Below are 21,812 nucleotides of genomic sequence, written 5' to 3' on the forward strand. Positions count from 1 at the left end.
CGCTGTACTAATCTAAATTTAATTCACTATATTTGGCGTTGCCGTTTAAACAAACAAAAAGCAGCCTGCACTTTATGTTTACAAAAGTGCAGGCTGCTTTTTCATACCACTATTATGCACCGGACGTGGCGTTGCGCCGCCACACCCACGCTTTCGGTTACAGCAATCCCATCAGTGACTGAACATCATCAAGATGCCGCAAACGTATTACATTGTTCAATATCGCCCGTTTGCAAACCGCGCTGCAACCACTATTTGCGTTGCGCTGAAGTCCCGTGCGTATAAGTATGCGGAACAGCATAACCCTGTGCGCGATGCTGCAACGTGTCATCGCCTACCGCTTCTGCCGCCGCAAATGCTTCTTCCACATCGCCCTGCTTAAACAAACCGTCTTTCTGCGCATGATAGCCCCACACGCCCACATAGCAATCCGCCTGCAATTCCAGTTTCACCGACAACGCATTCGCCTGCTTCTGGTTCACTTGTCGCTGCGCCTGATTGACTTTTTGAATCGTCCCCAACACCGTTTGCACATGATGCCCTACTTCGTGCGCCAACACATACGCAAACGCCGCATCGCCAGCCGCCCTCAATTCATTTTTCATCGTATTGTAAAACGACAAATCAATATACAATTTTTGGTCAACAGGACAATAAAACGGGCCAGCACTCGCATTACCAGCACCGCAAGCCGTACTGGTTGCACCGCTATACAGCACCATTTTCGGCATTTGATAAACCGCACCACGCTGCTGAAAATACGCGCCCACCAACCACAACCAAACCCAGCAGACCAGGTGTTTTTCCACCGCCATCACTGCCCAAACCCGAGCCACGACGGTCTTCCACATTTTGACTACCTTCCCGATTTTGCCAACGCATTGCCTACTCCTATCTACGCATAGTGGATTAAATTTATAGTGAATTAAATTTAAATTAGTACAGTGTTGCCAACTCCCTTATGTACTAGCTGTACACGGCGGTCGTTGTCGCCTTGTCCTAATCTAAATTTAATCCACTATAATTCACTATAACAAAATAAATCGCCCACATTACCGTATTTAACTAAATTATTCAGATGGTTTTATCCATTTATTCATTATTACCGCCAATTCACCTGATTTCCTTAATTCCATCAAGCCCTTATTAACTTTTGAAAGTAACTCTAATGAATTTGGTTGTGCTACAAATACTATATTATGCTTTTCAGGCATATCATTAACATCCTGAATAGAAAAAGGGAACTTTTCCAAAATATCATTACGAGCATAATAATTTAAAATAGTGCAGTCTCCTACAACAGAATCTGCTTCATTTTTCATAAGTGCAGACAACGCTAAATAATTAGAAGGGAACCCAATAATATTGCTATTTTGCACAACATTTTTTACTTTTTTAACGGCTTCCAAATCAGAAACTAAAACTGCTATGCGTTTCTCTTTCCACTTATCCGAACTTTCATAACGCAACTCTATAACACATTTTTTAGTTTCAGAATAAGGTAAACTAACTAAAGCATCTTTTTGCTTTTCTTTTACTTCGGCCTCATCAATCCCAGATGCCAATAATGAAACACCCTCTTTTTTCATATCACCTAAAATATCGTTATGTGGATAGGGTTTATATTGAAATGAAATATTTTCTTTTTCAGCAATTTTATTCAAAATATCAATATCCAATCCTATTATTCTCCCATCCTTATCCAATAAGGAATAAGGAGGATATTTCTGATCAATAGCAACAACATAAATAGGTTTTGTAGCAACTGACTGTGATACTGGTATTATTTCCTCTTGAATTGACTCTTCCGGTGAACAAGCCACTAAAAATGAAATAATTACTGAAATAGTTAACAATTTCTTCATCATCACCTCTCCCTCTTTATTATTCTAATTTATTAAGAAATGCGACTAAACTCACCATAAAAAGAAATAGGTACTTGCTGTATTATTGCACTTACACCTATTCCATCCATTAATTTTTCCATCTCTTCCAACATATTGATTTTACCAATATCAACAATAACAGGAGTCCGTGTACTCACAATCATCCTATTATTATCTACTCGACTGATTAACAGAGCAGCCTGGATAGGGATATCTACACCATGCAAGTTAAGCGAAAGATTTTGATCCAATAACAACATCTCACCCAATTTTAATTGATTAATTTGCGCCGAATCCAACTGACCCGTAACAGTCGCTACTGGGAATTTAGATGTTTCAAAGAACCAATCTTTCAAACGTTGATTTCTAATATCAATATCTGTACTAATACTTTTCAAATCAATAGTCAAAATAAATTTACCATCACCCCCCAAAACTGCTGATGATGTATCAAAATGCGCGGGCTCTGTAATGCTTTTAAATTTTGGAGTTACTTTACCCATTAAAAATGTAATTTTTGTGTTATGACTTTCCCATTTTGCTGCATCAGTTAAGATTGCAACCGATGGAGACGAAGATTGTGTAGAATTTGTAACTGACGATTCACTATTTGAACATGCAGATAATGCAAACACACTACTAAAAAAAATAGCTATTGAAGCTGAAATAAGTTTCATAATTCCTCTTCCATTTTTGTCCTAATGAATATATTTAAAAAATTATATTGATTGATTACTAACTCTAAAAAAGCAAAAAGTTTTATATTTACTTTAGTTAACATAAAATAACAAAATTATTAAATATTTAGCAATAACACTAAATAAATAGCCTAAACATCAAATGCTTGGGCTACAAAACTGGTGGCCAGAGGCGGGATCGAACCGCCGACACACGGATTTTCAATCCGTTGCTCTACCGACTGAGCTATCTGGCCGAATAAATAGGTCGTGTATTACAACATATTTTAACGATGCCGTCAAATTTTCCTGTTTAGCGACACAAAAACAACTGGTTTATCCACACAAACCAGTTGTTTTATACTTGATGCGATTATTTTGTAATATCTACAATGCTACGCGCAGCACGGCGAGCGTCCAACAAAATCAAGCCCAATTTCGCGCTTTCTTTTGCTGTTAAGCACAACACATTAGAGCCACCAGCTTGAATCAGCAAAGTGTAGCCAGTTTTACCTTTTACAATCACTTGCTCCAATTCACCACAGGCCAACTCGCGAGTAGTACGGTTGCCCAACGCTAACAAAGCAGCAGACATCGCGCCCACACGGTCAGCATCAACGCTATCTGGCAACAGATGTGCGATAGGCAAACCATCGGTAGAAATAACCGCAGATGATGTGATGTCCACAGACGAGCTATTCAAATCGCTCAATACGGAAGTTAGAAGTTGTTCATGCATTTTTTAATACTCCATTATTTAAAAACCACCGCCCAAGCTGGCTGCGGCATCTGCTGTTTGATACAACGCTCGGACTAAAGACACAAATGCTTCTTTATGTAATTGTGGCGTACCCCCTGTTACCAAAATATATTTCGCGTCTTTAATATAAATTGGGAAGAAAGTCAGTTCACTTTGACCTGTTGGGTCACACAAACCCCACGCATTTTGATAAATATTCAGGTTATTTTTAATCAACAACGCATGACGCTCGGATAAGCGAATAGCTTCACTCGCCAAAATTGCTACTTCTTCCGCTGCTTCGTGATGGAAATTAGAGTTAGCAAAGTAAAAACCATCTTGGTCAATCAACAAGGCTTTTTGACTATCTGACATATGTGGCAACAAGTTTGCCAATGTGTCATCTGTCAATTCTGGCAAATCAACAGGCTGCTCGCTACCATACAAAAATTCCAAGCGTTGCAAGCGATACAACAAATTCAATGCTGCGTCTAAATCATCGGTTTCAGCCCATTCCAACAATTTTTCTGGCGTAATTGGTGCACTGCTGCCTGCACTTAAAATATTCGCCAACAGGGTGCGGCTTGCACTGCTACTTTTGTTAGCAACGGCATAAAACGCACCAGCAGCGGTGATGTGCGGATATAAATTCGTTTGTAAAGAAAGAGTCGATTCCATGTTATACCTCTAAACCTGGGTCAATTTGGAACAGCATTGCCGTTACCAATTCTTTTACATCATCTTCATTACGCGCATCAACTTCAAATACAGGCACATTCAAACCATGCTGTGCCAAATATTTTTGATAAACATCAATACCAGGAACAGCGCGAATGTCCATTTTGGTTACACCCACTACCAATGGTGCTGTTTTCAATAAATCGTCAAACGAATCCAAGAAGAATTTTAAGTCTTTCAAAGGATTACCACGAGTGTTGTCCAGCAGCAAAATCAAGCCCATACTACCTTGGCTCAAAATTTCCCACATAAAGTCAAAACGTTCCTGACCTGGCGTGCCGTACAAGTGAACTTTGGTATTTTCATCAAGCTGAATCAAACCGTAGTCCATTGCAACTGTCGTATAACCTTTGCGAACAGAGGTCATATCCGATGCACTGGCATCTGTTTGAATAGGTGGTTCATCTGACAATGCCGCAATAGCTGTTGTTTTGCCTACACCTACGGGCCCCGTGAAAATAATTTTGTTTTCTATCATCATAGTGAACACCTCTTATTATTTGTTCAGCAATTTTTTCATTAAGCGACTGAGTAAGCCACCGCTTGTTTTTTGCGGCTGCTGTGAGCTTGCCGCTTGCACTTGTTCTGGACGTGGCGCAGCACTGGTATTAACCGTTGCTTGCGTTGCAGAACTAGCCGCAGGTACTTCATGCACTTGCTGCGTAATACCTAAATAATCGGTCAAGTAAGTTGCCGCAATGTAGTTCAAAATATCTGCCATATCCAAAGGCATCAATTTATATAACATGTTGAGACTAACCGATGTTTTAGTCAAAAACGCAGATAAACGCATAGACTCTGGCAAAGGTGCTAAACGAGTCAAATTAGGCCAGCTTTTCAGTTTAAATACCGTGTTGGGATTCAATGGTTGTACCAAACGACCATTAGCTGTCCACAAGGCAATTTGCCACATTGAAGATGTTACCGTTGCATTTGCACGTTCTTGAATATTACTATCGTCTGGAATTTGTTTGATTTTTAATTCCAAATTACCTTGGCGACACAAGTTCTTCAGCTGGTCTGAATCCACTGCCACCCATACACGTTGAATGGCGGGGAATACTGCCAAAATCGGTTTTTCATCCAATGTAATTGCTGCATTGCGTTGTTGTGCCAACACATCGCGGAACGCACCCAATAAACCTACATTTGGGTCAAAGCGTGGAATAACTATTTCAGTTGCGCGGTTATTTTGTGGCGCTGTGGCTTGTGGTGTAGGTGCAGGCTGCCCTGGACGGGTTGCAGCTGGATTTGCACCAGCCACACGTTGTTGCATTGCGCTAGCAGAATGCACTACCCATACGCCATTACCTTGCATTAAGTTACGTAAACTTAAAAACAGCGTGTCAAATTTAATGGGTTTAGACAAATACGGTGCGGTAACTGATGGCGGTGATTTAGAAAAATACACTACCACGCCACCTGGATAATCGCCTTTGGCCTTTTGCCAAGCAGAAATACCTGCTGTGCCATCGCCATCAACAATCACCAATTCAGGTTTTTCGCCAGAACCAGCTTCAATTACCTGATAGTTCGTTGTATTGTGCATTTTAAACGCCATTTTGAACATGGCTTGTTGCTGCTCGTCCATAGCAACAAACAACAACTTCACCGTTTTTACTTGTGGTAAGTCATGATTCATAATTTTTAATGTCCGAATGAGCCGTTATTAAATCGTTGTAGTAATTGGCTCATTGCCAATACCACTTCCTCAGGTAAGGATTGCACTTGAGAACGCAACTCTTGCAGTAGGTTTTCCAAGCGCGTCCATTCTTCTGCGCGTTCATACAAGTCAAACAAAGCAATATACAGTTGTGATTCTTGTGGGTGTTCCAAAATAGAACCTTCCAACAATTCCATTGCATTGTCTAATTGACCATACATCAATAAAGAATCAACGTCTTTCAAAATACGCTCTGCTGCTGTGCGTGGCTCTGAATCCACATCTACTTTTTCAGACACCAATGCTTGGTAACGCGCTTTCTTCAAGCTACCGCCATCCAACAAACCTTGTTGCATACCCAATTCGCGCAAAACAGCTTCATTGGGATTAGCTTCCAGTTTTTCAAATATTGGATGCTGCCCCATGCTGTATCCCCAGCCCAGCATACGTTCTTTAACTTGACGACCGTATTGACCTAAACTGTAATACAAATTCCACAAATGCCCTGCAAAACCGTTAATGTTTTTAGCGCGGTAATCTAGCGTCAAAGCATCAATCAGCAAAGATGCAGGTTTGTCGGACACACGAATAGCTTTATTTAAGTATTTGATTGCTGCATCGTAGCTCAATGAATCTTTGAGCAATTTCACGCTTTGTTCAGGCTCCATAAACGCCAAAACCGCACCTTTTTCATCGTTGCTAATCGCAGACAATGCACCCGCACCAGCCACTAATGGTTTGCGTGGCACAGTTTGCTCTTGGGTTTCTTTTGATGCTTTCTTAGCAGATACAGGCGAATGTGTTTTTTCGGGAGCAGCAGGTGCTTTGGCAATCGTTTTCTCGCCGATTTCTTCCGCTGTTTTCTTCACGCTCCAACCCAATACGCTCTCTGCCAACACGCGCAAGCCCAAGTGGTTTTCGTCCAATGCCAAACCGCTTTTCACAAACTCTTCAATTTGCTCTGTGCTTAACAAAGATTGGTATGTCATTAAAGATTCAGCAACCGCATCGGGGTTTTTGGCTTCAACCCACAAGCCAATCAGCTCAAATGCTAAATTAGGGTCAGCTGTTTTGGTTTTGCTCAAATAGGCAGATAAAGATTCCGCTGCCTTTTCATAATAACCAAACTGCTTGTAAACATTGAATTCTGTAAGCGTATCAACGTCCTGAACAGACACTTTGGTGTCATCAACCACGTTAGCAGCAACATTAGTTGCACCCCAATCCCAACCTTCCTCTTGTGCTTCTGACGCACTATCGGAATCAGAAGAATCTGCTTCTTCTTTTTGCGCGGCTACTTTTTTATTACCTTTTTTGCCTTTAACAGACTTAGCACTGGCTGATTTCTGTCGCCCCTTGGCAATCACAATCCCGCCGATTGCTACCAAGAATACGGCAACTAATCCCTGCATTACTGGATCGTCCATAGCCTCTCCTTACTCGTCAAACAATGTTTCATGGATTAAACCACTCTCAATTGATTTCTATAAAAATGAATAACGCAGATAGACGCTATCTGCATTCATATTGATTTTGTCGATTTTAACACCATATGCACACAATCAACATACTTGCATACAAATTCTTACAATTTAATGCGTAACATGTTGCGCTTTTCCCAAATCTGATTCAAGGATAATCGATGACTTCTCCCAAACCGTTATTTTGGTTGCAGGCTGCTTCTGATGAACAACTGGCGGCTTTTTGCGAGCACAACGCTGCTTTGACGACTTTGCTCCACGAAGCGTGGCAAAAATTTCAAACCGACCGCGCAGATTTGTTTAGTAAGCAGCCTGCATTTTCTGCCGAGCCGTATGCGCCCAATGTGTCGCCCGATGAATTGACCCACAGCGCGATTTCGCCTGCGGAAATGGCGGAATTTTTGCGTACTTTTGACCGAAATCGCAGTCGTAGCGACAAGCCGTTTGGCGATGATGTGGCGATTCAAGACCGCGATTGGGACGTGTTGTAATCACGCTGTATAAACATAATCCACAATTTGCGCCTTGTTTTTGCCTGCAATTTGTACGCGCAGGTGGATTGAATCGCCCTGCTGCTGCAATTCGCCGCGATAGCAATCGGGTTCGCACCAATATTCTTGTTGCATTTGCCAGCCTTGTTCGCCATAGGCAAAACGAAAAATCGATTCGTATTCGCCATTTCTGTAACGGCAAAAGGCAACGTGGTCGGCGGCAAATTGCCAGCGTTTGATGTCAAAAGCGCGTTGTTTTTGGTTGCGGATTAGGGTTTCGTGAAAATCTATCCATTGCTCGGCGGTATTGCATTGCACTTGGATTGTGCCCGTGCCGTGTGATGTTTGATTAGACTGCTGGGCGGTAAATTGGACGCTTTGGATTTGGCTCAATGCTGTCCATAGGTTTTTTAAGGGTGTTTGCATAATAGTTTTTTGATTGAGAAGCAGCCTGCACATTGTATCGTTCAAATGTGCAGGCTGCTTTTTTATGCCGAATTAAATCTTTTGGAAGAAACGATACGCTGGCATTACCAACAAGCAAGCAATGCAAGCTTTGGCAATATCAAACGCCAAATAAGTGGTAAAGCCTTTGTAGATTAACTCGCTGCTTGGCACAAACAACGACAATTGCGCCAAACCAAACGCATACATCACAGCTACGGCAAGCAAGGCTGCCACTACGCTTTTAACAGTAGAGTTCAACGCGCCTTTATCGCTTGCCCAACCCAAAATACCAGCCATTGCCACGAAGCCGAACAAGTAACCGCCCGAAGGTCCCATTAACACCGCCAAACCTGCGCGACCATTGGCAAACACAGGCAAGCCCATTGCGCCTTCTGCCAAATACAGCATTAAAGCGGCAATCGCGGCTTTGCGTCCCAGCGCAAAACCCATCACCATTACGCCCAGCGATTGCGCGGAAATGGCAACGCCCCAAGGTTGTGGAATCGCCAGTTGCGCCAACAAAGCAATGACGTTTGCGCCGATTACGGTTTTTAAAATCAACGCAGTAGTTTGATTTTGTGCCGCCCATTGTTTGCTTGTGGCTAATGTTGCGTACATAAGTATGCTCCTTGTGGTTGTAGAGTAAAAGCTGGATTATGGTTATTTATGGGCAAAATTGCAAGAAAAAGCAGCCTGCACTTTATTATTGCTCGCTTTGTCGCTGATTGTAGCGATATTGCCACGGTGCAATGGCTTGGCGATTTGTCCACAAGCCTAATCGTTGTTGCTTGGCGGATTGCTCGGCGGCTTCGTATTGCGCGTAATCGGTTTTGGCTTGATTGCGTTTGGCAATGCTGCGATAGTGCCATGCGTTACCTTGTTGAATTTGCAGCAAATTGACATCTTGTCCGTTGGCATAAATTCGCGCGACTTGTCGTCCGTATTGGTCGGTGTCAAACACTTCTACGCGGACTTTTTGTTGCGCCACGATTTTTCGTAACGCATCACGGCTGCTTTTGCCATCGACTTGATTGAGTTCGGGCGCATCAATGTATGCCAATCGCACACGTTGCGTTTGACCGTTGGCATCCACCACGCGCACGGTGTCGCCATCGTGAACGCTTTTGACGGTTGCGCTGTATCCGTTTTCATTGCTGGTTGACGCAGCTCCGCAAGCGGTTTGTGCGATTAAAATCAAGGCGGATAAACAGATTTTCCAGTTTGCTTTCATATTGTTTCCATTTAATAACAAAGCAGCCTGCACTTTGCCAAACACAAAATGCAGGCTGCTTTTTGATACATTTCTCTATTGCGTTAAGCGTTCATTTGCAAACGCATCTGCTTACGCTGTTCGGCAGCCGCAGCCCGACATTTTTGCTGCTCAGTTTGCAATAGCAAGGGCGGTACGGTCGCAGGTTTGCCATCTTCCATCGCCACCATCGTAAAGTAACAAGAATTGGTGTGGCGTGTGGTGCGTTCGCGAATGTTCTGCGCTTCTACGCGAATGCCCACTTCCATAGACGTGCGCCCAACCAAGTTTACGCTTGCCAAAAAAGTCACCAATTCGCCCACATAAATCGGCTCTTTAAAGGTGACTTTGTCCACTGAAAGGGTAACGCAATAATGCCCAGAATAGCGGCTGGCACAAGCATAGGTAACTTGGTCAAGCAGTTTGAGCAAATCGCCGCCGTGTACGTTGCCGCTAAAATTTGCCATATCGGGTGTCATCAGCACCGTCATTTGGAGTTCGTGTTGGAGTTGTGTTGGCTGCATGATTAGGCTTCCAGTTTGCGGCAAATGCTTCTCATAGTAGAAATATCGGGTTGGCGTACTTTAAACTCGCCATTGGGTAAGCGTTCAAATTGCAAAGTAAGGGTGCGGTCGGCTTCGTTTTCTGGTTTATCTTGCAGAATTTTAATGAAATTATTGTCTCTTTGTTGCAATTCGGACGATGCTTTCAAAGCAGCCTGCACGCTTTCGGGGTGGTCACATTCTACCGTGTCTCTTTGTGTTACCATGCGGACAGTGTTGTCGCTATCAAGCGTCCATTTAGCGGTTGATGTTGTGCGATAAGTCAGCGTTTGTGACATATCTTTATCCAACACAACGGTTAGGATTTTGTCTTCTCCGTGACTGGTGTGGTCGGCTGCGTATTCCGTTTCGCCCAAAATCATCGTGTGGATAGAAGGGTATTCGGTCAAACATTTCCATTTGCCCACTAATTCTGCTTCGGTTAAATCGGCTGCGTGTGCCGACAAGCCAGTCGAAGTCATCAATATAAATAAGGGTTTTTTCATTTGGGTTACTCTTAAAAAATGGTTAAAAAAGTGCAGGCTGCTTTTTTATATTAACCGCGCGTCCAAGTCGTGCCGTCTGCGCTGTCTTTCACAATAATTTTATGCGCCGCCAACACATCACGAATGCGGTCAGATTCCGCCCAATTTTTCGTTTCACGCGCCGTTTTACGCTGTGCAATCAACTCGTTAATTTCATCAGCCGACAAACCGTCATCGCTCGCACCGCTTTGCAAGAACGCTTGCGGCTCTTCCTGCAACAAGCCCAGCATACCGCCTAACGCTTTCAGGCAGCCTGCAAATTCCGCGCTGTTGTGTTTATTCGCTTCGTTTGCCAATTCAAACAGAACAGACATCGCTTCCGCCGTGCCGAAATCATCATTCATCGCCGCGAAAAATTTGCGCGTGTATTCATTGGTATTTTCTGTCAATTCAAACGCAGCAGGCGCAACATTATTCAAAGTATTGTACAAACGCGCCAACGAATTTTTCGCATCGTCCAAATGCGCGTCAGAATAATTCAACGGACTGCGATAATGGGCGCGTAAAATGAAAAAACGCACCACTTCAGGTTGATATTTTTTCAACACATCGCGGATTGTGAAAAAATTGCCCAACGATTTAGACATTTTTTCATTGTCCACGCGAATAAAACCGTTATGCAACCAATATTTAACATGGCTTTGAATGATTTTGTCGCCATGATTGTGATTGCAGCTTGAATTGTGTGCGCCGCAGCTTTGCGCGATTTCATTTTCGTGATGTGGGAATTGCAAATCCGCGCCGCCGCCGTGAATATCAAACGTCTGCCCAAACAATTCGCCGCCCATTGCTGAACATTCAATGTGCCAACCTGGGCGACCTTTCCCCCACGGGCTGTTCCAATGCGGTTCTTCAGGTTTCGCTGCTTTCCATAATACAAAATCCAACGGGTCGCGCTTGTTTGTGTCTACGTCCACACGCTCGCCTGCGCGTAAATCGTCCAACGATTTGCCCGATAATTGACCGTATGCCGCAAACTCGCGCACCGCGTAATACACATCGCCGTTAGCGGCTGGATAGGCTTTGCCATTGGCAATTAAATCTTCAATCATTTGAATCATTTGCGGAATATGCTCGGTTGCTTTCGGCTCAACATCGGGGCGCAACACGCCTAATTTGTCGCTGTCTTCATTCATCGCCGTGATAAATTCTTCGGTCAATTCCTGAATCGTAATGCCGCGTTCATTGGCGCGTTTGATGATTTTGTCGTCAATATCGGTAATATTGCGGACGTAAGTGAGCGGATAACCGTGTTGGCGTAACCAACGCGCAATCATGTCAAACACCACCAACACACGCGCGTGTCCCAAGTGGCAGTAGTCATAAACCGTCATGCCGCAAACGTACATTCGGACGTTTTTCGGGTCTAGCGGTTCAAATTTTTCTTTTTGGCGCGTTAGGGTGTTATAGATTTGTAACATGGTTACGCTTTCGTTTTGGTTTGACAAAAATAAGCGCGATTATAGCAAAAAGCAGCCTGCACTTTGGGTTTACAAAATGCAGGCTACTTTTTAAATTGTTTGATAAATAAACGTGCTTGAATGATTTTGAATATTCCAAAGCAGCCTGCACATTATTATTCGGCTGTATTCTTTTAACGCAGCGATTTCATTATAGTGAATTAAATTTAGATTAGTACAGCGTTGCCAACTCCCTTATGTACTAGCTGTACACGGCGGTCGTTGTCGCCTTGTCCTAATCTAAATTGGTGGTGTCCTGAAAAGTGTGCTGTAAAAAAATAAGCAATAAAAAAGCAGCGAAAACAGAGTATATTTGAGTGTGTGAAAACAGAAATAACTCTAACTTGTCCTCGCTGCCAAGGACAAAATATAAAGAAAAATGGCTACTCTTGCAATCGTAAACAAAAATATTTTTGCAAAGATTTTTGTCGTAATTTTATTGGCGACCATAACCTTACCTATAAGGGTTGTCATTCCAAAGCTGATGAACAGGTTTGGAGAATGACCGTTAGAGGTTGTGGTATTCGCGATATTGCAGCAATTACGGGTTACAGCAAAGACAAAGTTCAGGCTGCTTTAAAACGCCATGAGTTTGAGCCATTTCCTAAACAAAAACATTACTCTACACTTGAAATAGACGAGTTTTGGACATTTGTCGGTAACAAGTCTAATAAAGTGTGGCTAGTCTATGCCTATCACAGAGAAAGTGGCGAAATTGTCGCTTACGTTTGGGGTAAACGCGATTTAGCAACAGCGCGAGCACTCAAACGGCGTTTGAAAGAGTTGCGTGTAACCTATGACAGAATGGCGACCGATGACTGGGCTGCATTTTTAAATGTCTTTTCAAATGAAGAATGGCATCTAGTTGGTAAGCAACACACAGTTGGCATTGAGGGTAATAACTGTCGTTTACGGCACAAAGTAAGGCGAGCGTTTAGAAAAACGTGTTGTTTTTCTAAAAGTATGTTTTATCACAAGAAAGTTTTTGATTTAGCTTTCTTTGATATTCACTTTGGCATTGTTTAGTTTTACAGCACACTTTTCAGGACACCACCAAATAACTTTCATCTGCTTCTACTTCGCCATCAAACATTTCTAAATGTGGACTGTTTTGATAAATAAGTAAGCGTAAACGATGAAAATAATAGGCTGCGGTATTTTTATTAACACCTACTAACTCTGCTGCTGTTCTTGCAGTTACACCTGCAACAAATAGCTCAATGAGTTTGTTTTGTTTGTACTGACTTAGACGACTTTTTCGCATAGGGATAATTCTAACTTAATTTGAATTTCCCTAGTTATCTAGGACAGCCCTTTTTTATTTATCGCTGTCAATTGTGCATATTTTATATGCAAGCAGCCTGAAAAATCTTTTCAGGCTGCCCTATTTTTAAATTACGTAATTAATCTTTTCTTTTATAGCGGGTATCACGGTTGAAATCATATATTCTCAATACTTTCTACACCCAATCCACTTTCTTTCACTAGCGTTAAATAAGCAATCAAAAAACGATAGCGAACTTGTGCTAACTTTTGTTCTGCTTGGGCAACTTCTTGTCTAGCACGAATAACTTCTAAACGATTTCTCATACCATGCTGCTGTCCAGTCTCGGTAGATTTTAGTTTTAATCGGCTGCTTGCTAATACGCGTTCTTGCGCTAGAATTTGGTAATGGGTAGCATTTCCTTCTGTATGGGCTTGGCGAACTGCTAGTTTAATTTTACGTTCCATCTCAATTAATTGAGCATTTTCCGATTCATAGCGTGCACTATTTTCTCGGATTTTGCTGCTTAATTCGCCACCAGTATACAAAGGGAGGTTTAATTGTACAGAAACAACAGGCCCTTCACCGTGATAGCGATAATTACGGCTTTGGTTAGATGACTTTTGAGTGAGGCTTTGATAACCAACATTAGCTGTAACTGTTGGAAAACGGCTATTTTTAGCGACATTTATAGCCTCTTCCGCACTTCGCACAGTCAATAATTGCGTTTGATATTCAGGATTATTGAGAAGAGCCATTTGTTGCCATTCTGCCAAACTGTATTGCTGAAATTTTGGCAAATACTGCTCAATCAAATTTTGAGTGCGAACGGGTGAAATGGTTTTGCTATCTAAACCTGTGTAGTTATTTAATTGATTTTCTAAAACCTGTTTTTCTGCAATAGCGGCAATTTCTTGTGCCAACGCATTATCATAACCTGCTTGCGCTTCGTGAATGTCTAGTGCAACAGCTGCACCACGTTTAAACATTTCTTGTGCTTGTTTAACCTGTTGAGCATAAGCGGCTTTTTCAGAAGCGTGTGCTGAAACAGTATCTTTGCTTAGCAATAAATTAAAATAAGTTTCGCTTACTTTCAATAATAAATCTTCACTTTTAGCATTGAATCGTTGTTCAGCTGCTTGGCTGTTATATTTGCTTTGACGATATTGTGCCATTTTACTGGCATCAAATAATGTTTGACTCAGTTGTATATTCCAAGTTTTAGATTTTTTTGTGCTAGACACAGAAGGGGGCTGATGCTGATAATTAGCATTTGCTGCAATATGTGGCAAAAAAGCAGCTCTTGCTTGTTTACGTTGCTCCATACTGGCATCACGTTGAAATTGAGCTGATTGATAATCTGCTGAGTATTCCTTAGCTGCTGCCCACGCTTCTTGTAGTGTAAATGCATTGACAGATTGAGTACAAAATAGACTAAATATCAAATATAAAGGTGAAATTTTTTTCATATTGAGTTTGTTATTAATGGTATTAATATTTCAGGCAGCCTGAAAATAAATGGTTGAACACAAAATCACCATTTGCCCATTTTCGTAAAATGAAAATGGGCAAATGGTGCTATCGCATTATTTACACTGCGCTAGGTGCTAATACATTTTGCGGTGATTTGTGCGCAGGCTGCAAATAATTTGAAGCCGTTGCACCACGTGAACCAAATGAAGCCATAGATTCAATCAATTTATTCAATGTGCTCGCAAGATTACCAGAGTCAATAGATTTGCTCTTATTCTCTTGCGCTAATTGTTGCAATTGAGCGGAAGTAATGGTTCCAGTTTGCTTATCTTTTAGCAATTTATCAATTTGTTCTGACGTAATATAGTCACCGTTTTTACCGATGATTTGTTCGATTTTGTCATCAGTCGCATTGCCATGATAATTTGGTCGAGATAGTGTTTTATACCATTCAGCCATATTGATGCTGCCTGAACCATCATTGCGTTTAATCATGATACCTTGCGCAGTGCGCTCAATAGTCAATTCAGATAAATCTGCATCAGCAAACGCTAATTTATCACTACCATGTGAGTCATACAGCGTGTCATTGCCATCACCTTTACGAGAAATGTAGACATCATTGCCGTCCCCACCATTTATTACATCATTACCTTTACCGCCATCTAATAAGTCATCCCCGTTTCCGCCATATAAATGGTCATCACCATTACCACCAAATAAACGGTCATCGCCATCATTACCTTCCAGTGTATCGTTACCATCGCCACCATGGAAGATATCAGCAAATTTAGAACCTTTGAATGTATCACTAAATTGGCTACCTACAATCTCTTCTACTGATTTTAATGTATCAGTTGTTTGATAGCCATGTTCAGGACGTTTTAATTCAAAATCGCGATATTCCAGCGTTTCTGTACGTTTACCAACTTGTGTAGTTTGGCGTTTAATTACTTCGTGGTAGAACGACCCATTGTTAATCGAGCGGTTTACTGTGTAGCTGCCAGCTTCTGTAGCTTTAGTACCATCCACATTAACTTGCCCCAGACCACCATCTTTACTGTAAAACACGCGGTCGTGCCCAGTACCGCCGTCCACATTCATTTTACCTTGACCAGCAAAAATATCATCATTGCCCGAACCTGCATTCACATTCAAAGCAATTTCCTCTGTTTTACCGCTTAAACGTCCATCTTCATCATTAAAGGCAACATGTTGAATAACTTTTGAGAAATCCAAACGTGAATTAGCTTCACCATCTTTAACTGTCCACGATTTCACGCGGTTAAATTTTAATTGATTGATGTAAGAATATTTACCATTTTGAACACGCTCACGAGTTTCAGTACCCGCTGTCAGTAATGGTGATGTGAAATGCAAAGCTTGTGTTTTTTTACCATTAGCATTGCTAATATCAACCACACCTGTTCTCGTGTCCACAGTAACATTTGAAGCACCATCTAATTTTTTGCCATCTTCAAATGCATCAGCATAAGCTTTACCACTGCTTATACGGTCGCCCAATTTGGTGATACCAGCTAATTCGCCAATATTTGCATCCCAACGTTGTTGCGTAATCGCAATAACACGTTCAGCCTGCAATTCTTTATTCAATTCAGACAGCAATTTTAAATTGCGTTCTAAATAATGCGCGTGACGGGCATCATATCCATTTTCAAAATAGTTTTTACCACCATTTTCTTTTTCCCAAGCCAAGATTTTGCTTTGTAAACGATTCGCAACGCTTTCAAACATTGCTTGTTTAGAAGCTTCCAAAATGCCTGAAATCAAACCTGTTACACCAGCAACCAACAAAGCAACAGGAGAACCTACAACTGAGCCTACTGCCGCAGCAGATACACCAGCAGATACTGCACCCAATGCTGTATTAATTGCAGTCAAAGAAGCTTCAATTGTACCAGCCCCGCGTTGGTATTCAGCTAATAGACTATCACCATCGTAACCAAATTTTTTGAATTGTTTAGCAAATTCATCAATTAGAGAAGCATTTTTAAATTTATCTGCGGCATTCATAAACGCCAACGGGCTGATTGCCAACATAATAGAAGCAGTAATCAGACTGGCAACCGCGCCTGTGGTTGATAAGCCCGCAGCAGCACGTTGTGCCAAAACATAAGATGAAATGGCTTTGGTAACATTACCAATTACTTGATTGCTTAATTCAAAGCCTGCTGCTACTTTTTTCTCAGTAGAGGCGTTTTTATCTGCCAAAGTAAAACCAGCTGAAATGCCTGACAACAAACCGCTAATCATTTCTAAGGCTAAATTTGCTTTGCCAAAATTAGGTAAGTTTTGCAATTTGTTGCCCAAACCTGATAAACCTTTGGTTTGAGAAATCGCAGCTCCCAATCTGCCCAACTGTTCAGAAAATGCTTCTATTGATTGAACGCTATTTGAAATGTTATTGACCAATTCATTAATCAAGTCAAGGCTTGCTTTTGCCAAGTCAGTTGCACTGGCATCACCTTGTTTTACCAGTGAATCCAAATCCATACCAGCCAAAGCAGTACCTAAGAAAGAACTTAAAGTAGATAAAATGTGATTGGTTTTGGTTAATTTAGAATCAATATTTGCTGAACTGCCTAGGCTTTTTGCTAATTTACTTGAAGAATATTTTTGCAAAAGTTCATCCAATTTTTTAGCAGAAACCGCTACACCAGTTTGAGTAAAGCTTAAAAGTTTTTCTACTGTATCAATTGATTTTTTAGCACTTTCAACATTGTTAGCATCTTCTTGTAATCGAGCAATCCCTAGTTCGTCTGCTGCTTTTATAAGTTCGTTCAGACTGCCTCCTTTTTCAATGTCATAATCTTTAGGGATGGTAAGATATAAAGATTTTGCACCTGCTACGGTTGCTTTACCTGCTGCTACTGTACCTGTTTTAGCTGCGTGTCCAGCTTTGTTCAAAGCTTGTACACCTGCTTGTGCGCCAGATTTTAATTTAGCTTTTGTTGTTGCTAAGTTCATAATTCACCTCAATTTTCAAATTTGAATAGACATTATTAAAATGGTTTCAGGCAGCCTGAAACCATTCAAGCTGTTCTATCCATTTGTTGTTAAAAAATTATTTTGATGTACTGATGATAAAATTATCCTGTTGAGATAATGCATTCATCAGCTCTTTTTGATACTGTTCAAAAGATTGCATAGCTAATTTTGCATCAACATTTCTCCCATAAAATTCAGAAATCTTCCCATTCGGCGAACCTGCGTCCACTCGAATAGCCCTAAACAAACCATCAGAAAATAACTTTCTCATATGTTTTGTTAAAAGATAACTATCGCCAAACGGTGCAATCCAATCGATAAACCAATATCGGTCGCCAGATTGCCAATCTTCCAATTTAAGAGAAGTAACATCATTGATGTATTTCACTTCCGTTTCTAAATTCAACCTTGCCCAACTGCAATAGGCAATAGGCATCCCATCTCGAACCAACAATACATACTGTTGCGTTTCAATAGCTGGAATAACATTGGTTGAAAAAAGCGATAAAGGCCAATTTTGGTGTAATTCTGAATTTGTCCATAACCACGCGATGCTGCCTAGTTCTGAAAATTTATCCATTTGTAGACTCCTAATACTATTTTTTGGTGGCGCCCTGAAAAGTGTGCTGTAAAAAAATAAGCAATAAAAAAGCAGCGAGAACAGAGTATATTTAGGTGTGTGAAAACAGAAATAACTCTAACTTGTTCTCGCTGCCAAGGACAAAATATAAAGAAAAATGGCTACTCTTGCAATCGTAAACAAAAATATTTTTGCAAAGATTTTTGTCGTAATTTTATTGGCGACCATAACCTTACCTATAAGGGTTGTCATTCCAAAGCTGATGAACAGGTTTGGAGAATGACCGTTAGAGGTTGTGGTATTCGCGATATTGCAGCAATTACGGGTTACAGCAAAGACAAAGTTCAGGCTGCTTTAAAACGCCATGAGTTTGAGCCATTTCCTAAACAAAAACATTACTCTACACTTGAAATAGACGAGTTTTGGACATTTGTCGGTAACAAGTCTAATAAAGTGTGGCTAGTCTATGCCTATCACAGAGAAAGTGGCGAAATTGTCGCTTACGTTTGGGGTAAACGCGATTTAGCAACAGCGCGAGCACTCAAACGGCGTTTGAAAGAGTTGCGTGTAACCTATGACAGAATTGCGACCGATGACTGGGCTGCATTTTTAAATGTCTTTTCAAATGAAGAATGGCATCTAGTTGGTAAGCAACACACAGTTGGCATTGAGGGTAATAATTGTCGTTTACGGCACAAAGTAAGGCAAGCGTTTAGAAAAACGTGTTGCTTTTCTAACAGTATGTTTTATCACAAGAAAGTTTTTGATTTAGCTTTCTTTGATATTCACTTTGGCATTGTTTAGTTTTGCAGCACACTTTTCAGGACACCACCTCTAAATTTAATCCACTATATTTTCACGCAGCCTGAAAACGTGAGCAAATCTCAATCAACGCTTCTCCATACTTCCCAATTTTCTCATTGTCCAAACCATGCACATGATGCAGCGCGTCCATATTTTCAGGCAGCTTATTCGCAATCGCGCGCAAAGTCGGCTTACTCAACACGCGAAATTCCGCCACATCTTCCGCTTGCGCTGTTGCCGCGCACCACGATTGCAATTCGCGCAACAACAAGCGTTTACGCGCCAAATCATCGTTCAGGCTACCTGAAAACGGCGCACACACGCGCAAAATTTCATCGCCAAATTTGCCAATTCGCACATCGCCCAAACCGTAAATCATTTGCAAATCAATCGGTTCACTCGGCAACAATCGCGCCAAATCCGCCAACGAATCATCAGAAATCACGCTGTGCAACGTGCCATTTTGCGCCGCCGCCGTTTCCGCTCGCCAAGCCGTCAGCGCGTTAAACGCCGCTTGTTGTGCTGGTGTGTCATCATTTGAATTTTCTGCTAAATCATTTTGCAGGCTGCTGCCAGTTTTGTCCAAATCTCCGATTTGGGAACAAAACGGTACGCCGTTATTCGGCGCAGAAACAGGATTTTCGCCCGACAAATGCTGTTCCACAATTTCCAAAATCTCATCGCCAAACTGCTTAATTTTTGCTTCGCCCAAACCATACACCTGCGCCAAATCCGCCAAATTTTCAGGCAGCCGCTCCACTACATCGCGCAAAGTCTTGTCGCCGCAAATCACATACGCAGGCACATCGTCCAATTTTGCCTTATCCAACCGCCACTTACGCAACGCTTGCCACAAACGCTCTTCGCGTTCCGTCCGCAACCAAGTGTCCGTTTTCGCCACTTTGGTCGCCGCTTTTTCGCGTTTGAGTGGGCGCAACATCACGGTTTCTTCGCCACGCAAAACAGGTTTGGCGGCTGGCGTTAAAATCAACGCCTGATAATTGTGCATATCATTGTTTAATAAGCCTAAACCGATACATTGTCGCACCACATTTCGCCAATCTTTATCGCTCAAATTCGCGCCAATGCCAAACGTGGACAATTTATCATGCCCCATTCGCACAATCCAATCCGTTGATTTTCCACGCAAAACTTCAATCACATAACCAGCCGCAAATTTCTGCCCCACACGATACACGCAACTCAACAATTTTTGCACCAATTCCGTGCCGTCAAAACGCACAGGCGGATGCAGACAATTATCGCAATTCCCACACGGCTCGCTGTTTTCACCAAAATGCCGCAACAAAAGCTGACGGCGACAAGCTGCCGTTTCGCATACGTCAAACATCGCGTTCAATTTTTGCAATTCAACTTGTTTTTGAAAATCAGATGCTTGGCTTTCCTGAATGCGTTCTTTCAGCAAAACCAGCGTATTCATGCCATAACACAGCCAACTCACGGCAGGCAGCCCATCACGCCCAGCGCGTCCGCTTTCTTGATAGAAATGTTCAATGCTCTGCGGCATATCTAAATGCGCGACAAAACGCACATCAGGTTTATCAATCCCCATACCAAACGCCACCGTTGCCACCACAATAATATTGTCTTCATGCGTGAAACGATGTTGATTTTGTTGGCGATTTTCCAAACTCATGCCAGCGTGATACGGCACGGCATTCAAACCGTTTTCACACAAAAACGCGGCAACATCTTCCACATTTTTGCGGCTCAAACAGTAAACAATGCCGCTTTGTCCGTGCATTTGCCGCTTGATAAAGTCCAATAATTGCTTTTTACCATTGTTTTTTTCAATCACTTGGTAATAAATATTCGGGCGGTCAAAACTGGAAACGAACTCGGCAGCCTTTTCCAATTTCAAATAATGTTTCATATCGGCACGCGTTTCTGCGTCTGCTGTGGCGGTTAGGGCGATGCGCGGCACGTTGGGATAGCGGTCGGCGAGTAAGCCAAGTTGTTGATATTCGGGGCGGAAATCGTGTCCCCATTGGCTGACACAATGCGCTTCATCAATCGCAAACAGGCTCACGTTCGTGTTGTCCATAAATCGCAAAAATCGTTCCGAAACAAGGCGTTCAGGTGCAACGTACAATAATTTCAGGCTGCCTGAATGAATATCATCTGCCAACTGGCGCACGATTTCGGGCGGTGTGCCGCTATGCACCGCCGCCGCGTGAACGCCTGCTGCGCGTAAATTCGCCACTTGGTCGTCCATCAGCGCGATGAGTGGGGAAACGACAATCGCCACGCCATCGCGAAGCAGCGCAGGGATTTGATAACACAGCGATTTTCCGCCGCCTGTGGGCATGAGTACGAGTGCGTTTTCGCCACGCGCTACGGTGTCCACGATTTCGCCTTGTCGTCCGCGAAAGTCGGGGTAGCCGAATGTGTTGTGTAGGATTTGTTGGGCGGTTGGTTTCATGTGCAGGCTGCTTTGAGATGGAAATGGCGTGAATTTTATCATGCGGATAACCACAAAATCATTTGACAAGCGTTTTTAGCCACCACACAATCCGCCCCAGCATTCAGAGTTGGACGTTCCCATGCCAACCTGCCGCGATGTGCGCGGTAAGGTGGATAACCGCTAAACGGTTGATGTGGCTTGCAAAAGCAATATCGGAAACGCCCACAGCTTTGAATGTGGGCTTTTTTATTTTCGGGGGATTTATAGTGAATTAAATTTAGATTAGTACAGCGTTGCCAACTCCCTTATGTACTAGCTGTACACGGCGGTCGTTGTCGC

20 protein-coding genes, 1 tRNA gene and 2 pseudogenes are annotated in these 21,812 nt (G+C 42.3%); 3 read left to right on the plus strand and 20 right to left on the minus strand.

Going from position 1 to position 21,812, the window contains the following annotated elements; translation table 11 throughout:
* Positions 1-188 precede the first annotated feature (188 nt).
* The 9 genes and pseudogenes from ypfJ to DQN52_RS01395 all read right to left on the minus strand — a co-directional run bounded on the left by ypfJ (position 189) and on the right by DQN52_RS01395 (position 7,130).
* Positions 189-882: pseudogene (gene ypfJ, locus DQN52_RS01355) on the minus strand (KPN_02809 family neutral zinc metallopeptidase).
* Between the two features lie 188 nt (positions 883-1,070).
* Positions 1,071-1,868 carry a substrate-binding periplasmic protein gene (locus tag DQN52_RS01360; RefSeq protein ID WP_003788381.1) on the minus strand — a complete coding sequence of 266 codons (798 nt, stop codon included), beginning with the start codon at positions 1,866-1,868 and terminating at the stop codon, positions 1,071-1,073.
* Positions 1,869-1,897: 29 nt separating this feature from the next.
* Positions 1,898-2,563, minus strand: coding sequence for a YceI family protein (locus DQN52_RS01365; RefSeq protein ID WP_032827829.1), 666 nt, complete (start codon positions 2,561-2,563; stop codon positions 1,898-1,900).
* A 181-nt stretch (positions 2,564-2,744) separates the two neighbouring features.
* Positions 2,745-2,820: transfer RNA gene (locus DQN52_RS01370), tRNA-Phe, on the minus strand.
* 116 nt (positions 2,821-2,936) lie between these two features.
* On the minus strand, positions 2,937-3,302 hold the full coding sequence (locus tag DQN52_RS01375; RefSeq protein WP_003788385.1) for a roadblock/LC7 domain-containing protein: 366 nt from the start codon (positions 3,300-3,302) through the stop codon (positions 2,937-2,939).
* A gap of 18 nt (positions 3,303-3,320) precedes the next feature.
* Positions 3,321-3,980 (minus strand): hypothetical protein, encoded by a 660-nt coding sequence (locus DQN52_RS01380; protein WP_003788387.1) that lies wholly within the window; start codon positions 3,978-3,980, stop codon positions 3,321-3,323.
* 1 nt (position 3,981) lies between these two features.
* Positions 3,982-4,518: a GTP-binding protein gene (locus DQN52_RS01385; protein ID WP_003791782.1), complete on the minus strand. Its 537-nt coding sequence runs from the start codon at positions 4,516-4,518 to the stop codon at positions 3,982-3,984.
* Between the two features lie 18 nt (positions 4,519-4,536).
* Positions 4,537-5,682, minus strand: coding sequence for a DNA-binding transcriptional response regulator (locus DQN52_RS01390; RefSeq protein ID WP_003788390.1), 1,146 nt, complete (start codon positions 5,680-5,682; stop codon positions 4,537-4,539).
* A 5-nt stretch (positions 5,683-5,687) separates the two neighbouring features.
* Complete coding sequence (locus DQN52_RS01395) at positions 5,688-7,130, minus strand: hypothetical protein (protein ID WP_003788392.1); 1,443 nt, start codon at positions 7,128-7,130, stop codon at positions 5,688-5,690.
* Positions 7,131-7,345: 215 nt separating this feature from the next.
* On the opposite strand from DQN52_RS01395, the gene DQN52_RS01400 reads away from it, so the two are divergent.
* Positions 7,346-7,675 (plus strand): hypothetical protein, encoded by a 330-nt coding sequence (locus tag DQN52_RS01400; protein ID WP_003788393.1) that lies wholly within the window; start codon positions 7,346-7,348, stop codon positions 7,673-7,675.
* Here DQN52_RS01400 and DQN52_RS01405 read toward each other — a convergent pair whose 3' ends face one another.
* From DQN52_RS01405 to cysS, 6 genes are all read right to left on the minus strand, one after another.
* On the minus strand, positions 7,676-8,101 hold the full coding sequence (locus DQN52_RS01405; RefSeq protein ID WP_032827830.1) for a DUF6314 family protein: 426 nt from the start codon (positions 8,099-8,101) through the stop codon (positions 7,676-7,678). It lies immediately after the preceding gene.
* Between the two features lie 72 nt (positions 8,102-8,173).
* Positions 8,174-8,740, minus strand: coding sequence for a biotin transporter BioY (locus DQN52_RS01410; protein WP_003788397.1), 567 nt, complete (start codon positions 8,738-8,740; stop codon positions 8,174-8,176).
* Between the two features lie 85 nt (positions 8,741-8,825).
* Positions 8,826-9,353: a thermonuclease family protein gene (locus DQN52_RS01415; RefSeq protein WP_230477963.1), complete on the minus strand. Its 528-nt coding sequence runs from the start codon at positions 9,351-9,353 to the stop codon at positions 8,826-8,828.
* Between the two features lie 83 nt (positions 9,354-9,436).
* Complete coding sequence (locus DQN52_RS01420) at positions 9,437-9,895, minus strand: acyl-CoA thioesterase (protein ID WP_003788400.1); 459 nt, start codon at positions 9,893-9,895, stop codon at positions 9,437-9,439.
* Positions 9,896-9,897: 2 nt separating this feature from the next.
* A complete protein-coding gene (locus DQN52_RS01425) occupies positions 9,898-10,419 on the minus strand; it encodes a hypothetical protein (protein WP_003788401.1) in 522 nt (173 codons plus the stop codon).
* A 50-nt stretch (positions 10,420-10,469) separates the two neighbouring features.
* Positions 10,470-11,879 (minus strand): cysteine--tRNA ligase, encoded by a 1,410-nt coding sequence (cysS, locus tag DQN52_RS01430; protein ID WP_003788404.1) that lies wholly within the window; start codon positions 11,877-11,879, stop codon positions 10,470-10,472.
* 360 nt (positions 11,880-12,239) lie between these two features.
* Between cysS and DQN52_RS01435 the strand changes: the two genes are divergently transcribed.
* Positions 12,240-12,944: an IS1 family transposase gene (locus DQN52_RS01435; protein ID WP_111694399.1), complete on the plus strand. Its 705-nt coding sequence runs from the start codon at positions 12,240-12,242 to the stop codon at positions 12,942-12,944.
* A 31-nt stretch (positions 12,945-12,975) separates the two neighbouring features.
* Here DQN52_RS01435 and DQN52_RS01440 read toward each other — a convergent pair.
* From DQN52_RS01440 to DQN52_RS01455, 4 genes and pseudogenes are all read right to left on the minus strand, one after another.
* Positions 12,976-13,182 (minus strand): annotated as a pseudogene (locus DQN52_RS01440) (IS1595 family transposase); the annotation flags it as partial.
* Positions 13,183-13,358: 176 nt separating this feature from the next.
* Positions 13,359-14,651 carry a TolC family protein gene (locus DQN52_RS01445; protein WP_003788407.1) on the minus strand — a complete coding sequence of 431 codons (1,293 nt, stop codon included), beginning with the start codon at positions 14,649-14,651 and terminating at the stop codon, positions 13,359-13,361.
* A 121-nt stretch (positions 14,652-14,772) separates the two neighbouring features.
* Positions 14,773-17,643 carry a hemolysin RtxA gene (gene rtxA / locus DQN52_RS01450; RefSeq protein ID WP_003788410.1) on the minus strand — a complete coding sequence of 957 codons (2,871 nt, stop codon included), beginning with the start codon at positions 17,641-17,643 and terminating at the stop codon, positions 14,773-14,775.
* A gap of 97 nt (positions 17,644-17,740) precedes the next feature.
* Complete coding sequence (locus tag DQN52_RS01455; protein ID WP_026036190.1) at positions 17,741-18,244, minus strand: toxin-activating lysine-acyltransferase; 504 nt, start codon at positions 18,242-18,244, stop codon at positions 17,741-17,743.
* Between the two features lie 99 nt (positions 18,245-18,343).
* On the opposite strand from DQN52_RS01455, the gene DQN52_RS01460 reads away from it, so the two are divergent.
* Positions 18,344-19,048 (plus strand): IS1 family transposase, encoded by a 705-nt coding sequence (locus DQN52_RS01460; RefSeq protein ID WP_071461623.1) that lies wholly within the window; start codon positions 18,344-18,346, stop codon positions 19,046-19,048.
* Positions 19,049-19,100: 52 nt separating this feature from the next.
* Here the strand turns inward: DQN52_RS01460 and recQ are convergent, their stop codons facing one another.
* Entirely contained in the window at positions 19,101-21,497 is a 2,397-nt protein-coding gene (gene recQ, locus DQN52_RS01465; protein ID WP_231954176.1) for a DNA helicase RecQ, read from the minus strand.
* Between the last annotated feature and the right edge of the window lie 315 nt (positions 21,498-21,812).

Source organism: Kingella kingae (genome assembly GCF_900475905.1).
Lineage (GTDB): Bacteria > Pseudomonadota > Gammaproteobacteria > Burkholderiales > Neisseriaceae > Kingella > Kingella kingae.

Excerpts from the sequence above, each read along its gene's own strand:
- DQN52_RS01380 (WP_003788387.1), bottom strand. The coding sequence starts at position 3,980 with ATGGAATCGACTCTTTCTTTACAAACGAATTTATATCCGCACATCACC.
- DQN52_RS01385 (WP_003791782.1), bottom strand. The coding sequence starts at position 4,518 with ATGATAGAAAACAAAATTATTTTCACGGGGCCCGTAGGTGTAGGCAAA.
- DQN52_RS01405 (WP_032827830.1), bottom strand. The coding sequence starts at position 8,101 with ATGCAAACACCCTTAAAAAACCTATGGACAGCATTGAGCCAAATCCAA.
- rtxA (WP_003788410.1), bottom strand. The coding sequence starts at position 17,643 with ATGAACTTAGCAACAACAAAAGCTAAATTAAAATCTGGCGCACAAGCA.
- DQN52_RS01400 (WP_003788393.1), top strand. The coding sequence starts at position 7,346 with ATGACTTCTCCCAAACCGTTATTTTGGTTGCAGGCTGCTTCTGATGAA.
- DQN52_RS01410 (WP_003788397.1), bottom strand. The coding sequence starts at position 8,740 with ATGTACGCAACATTAGCCACAAGCAAACAATGGGCGGCACAAAATCAA.
- DQN52_RS01375 (WP_003788385.1), bottom strand. The coding sequence starts at position 3,302 with ATGCATGAACAACTTCTAACTTCCGTATTGAGCGATTTGAATAGCTCG.
- DQN52_RS01455 (WP_026036190.1), bottom strand. The coding sequence starts at position 18,244 with ATGGATAAATTTTCAGAACTAGGCAGCATCGCGTGGTTATGGACAAAT.
- DQN52_RS01395 (WP_003788392.1), bottom strand. The coding sequence starts at position 7,130 with ATGGACGATCCAGTAATGCAGGGATTAGTTGCCGTATTCTTGGTAGCA.
- DQN52_RS01445 (WP_003788407.1), bottom strand. The coding sequence starts at position 14,651 with ATGAAAAAAATTTCACCTTTATATTTGATATTTAGTCTATTTTGTACT.
- cysS (WP_003788404.1), bottom strand. The coding sequence starts at position 11,879 with ATGTTACAAATCTATAACACCCTAACGCGCCAAAAAGAAAAATTTGAA.
- DQN52_RS01390 (WP_003788390.1), bottom strand. The coding sequence starts at position 5,682 with ATGAATCATGACTTACCACAAGTAAAAACGGTGAAGTTGTTGTTTGTT.
- DQN52_RS01415 (WP_230477963.1), bottom strand. The coding sequence starts at position 9,353 with ATGAAAGCAAACTGGAAAATCTGTTTATCCGCCTTGATTTTAATCGCA.
- DQN52_RS01365 (WP_032827829.1), bottom strand. The coding sequence starts at position 2,563 with ATGAAACTTATTTCAGCTTCAATAGCTATTTTTTTTAGTAGTGTGTTT.
- DQN52_RS01425 (WP_003788401.1), bottom strand. The coding sequence starts at position 10,419 with ATGAAAAAACCCTTATTTATATTGATGACTTCGACTGGCTTGTCGGCA.
- DQN52_RS01360 (WP_003788381.1), bottom strand. The coding sequence starts at position 1,868 with ATGATGAAGAAATTGTTAACTATTTCAGTAATTATTTCATTTTTAGTG.
- DQN52_RS01420 (WP_003788400.1), bottom strand. The coding sequence starts at position 9,895 with ATGCAGCCAACACAACTCCAACACGAACTCCAAATGACGGTGCTGATG.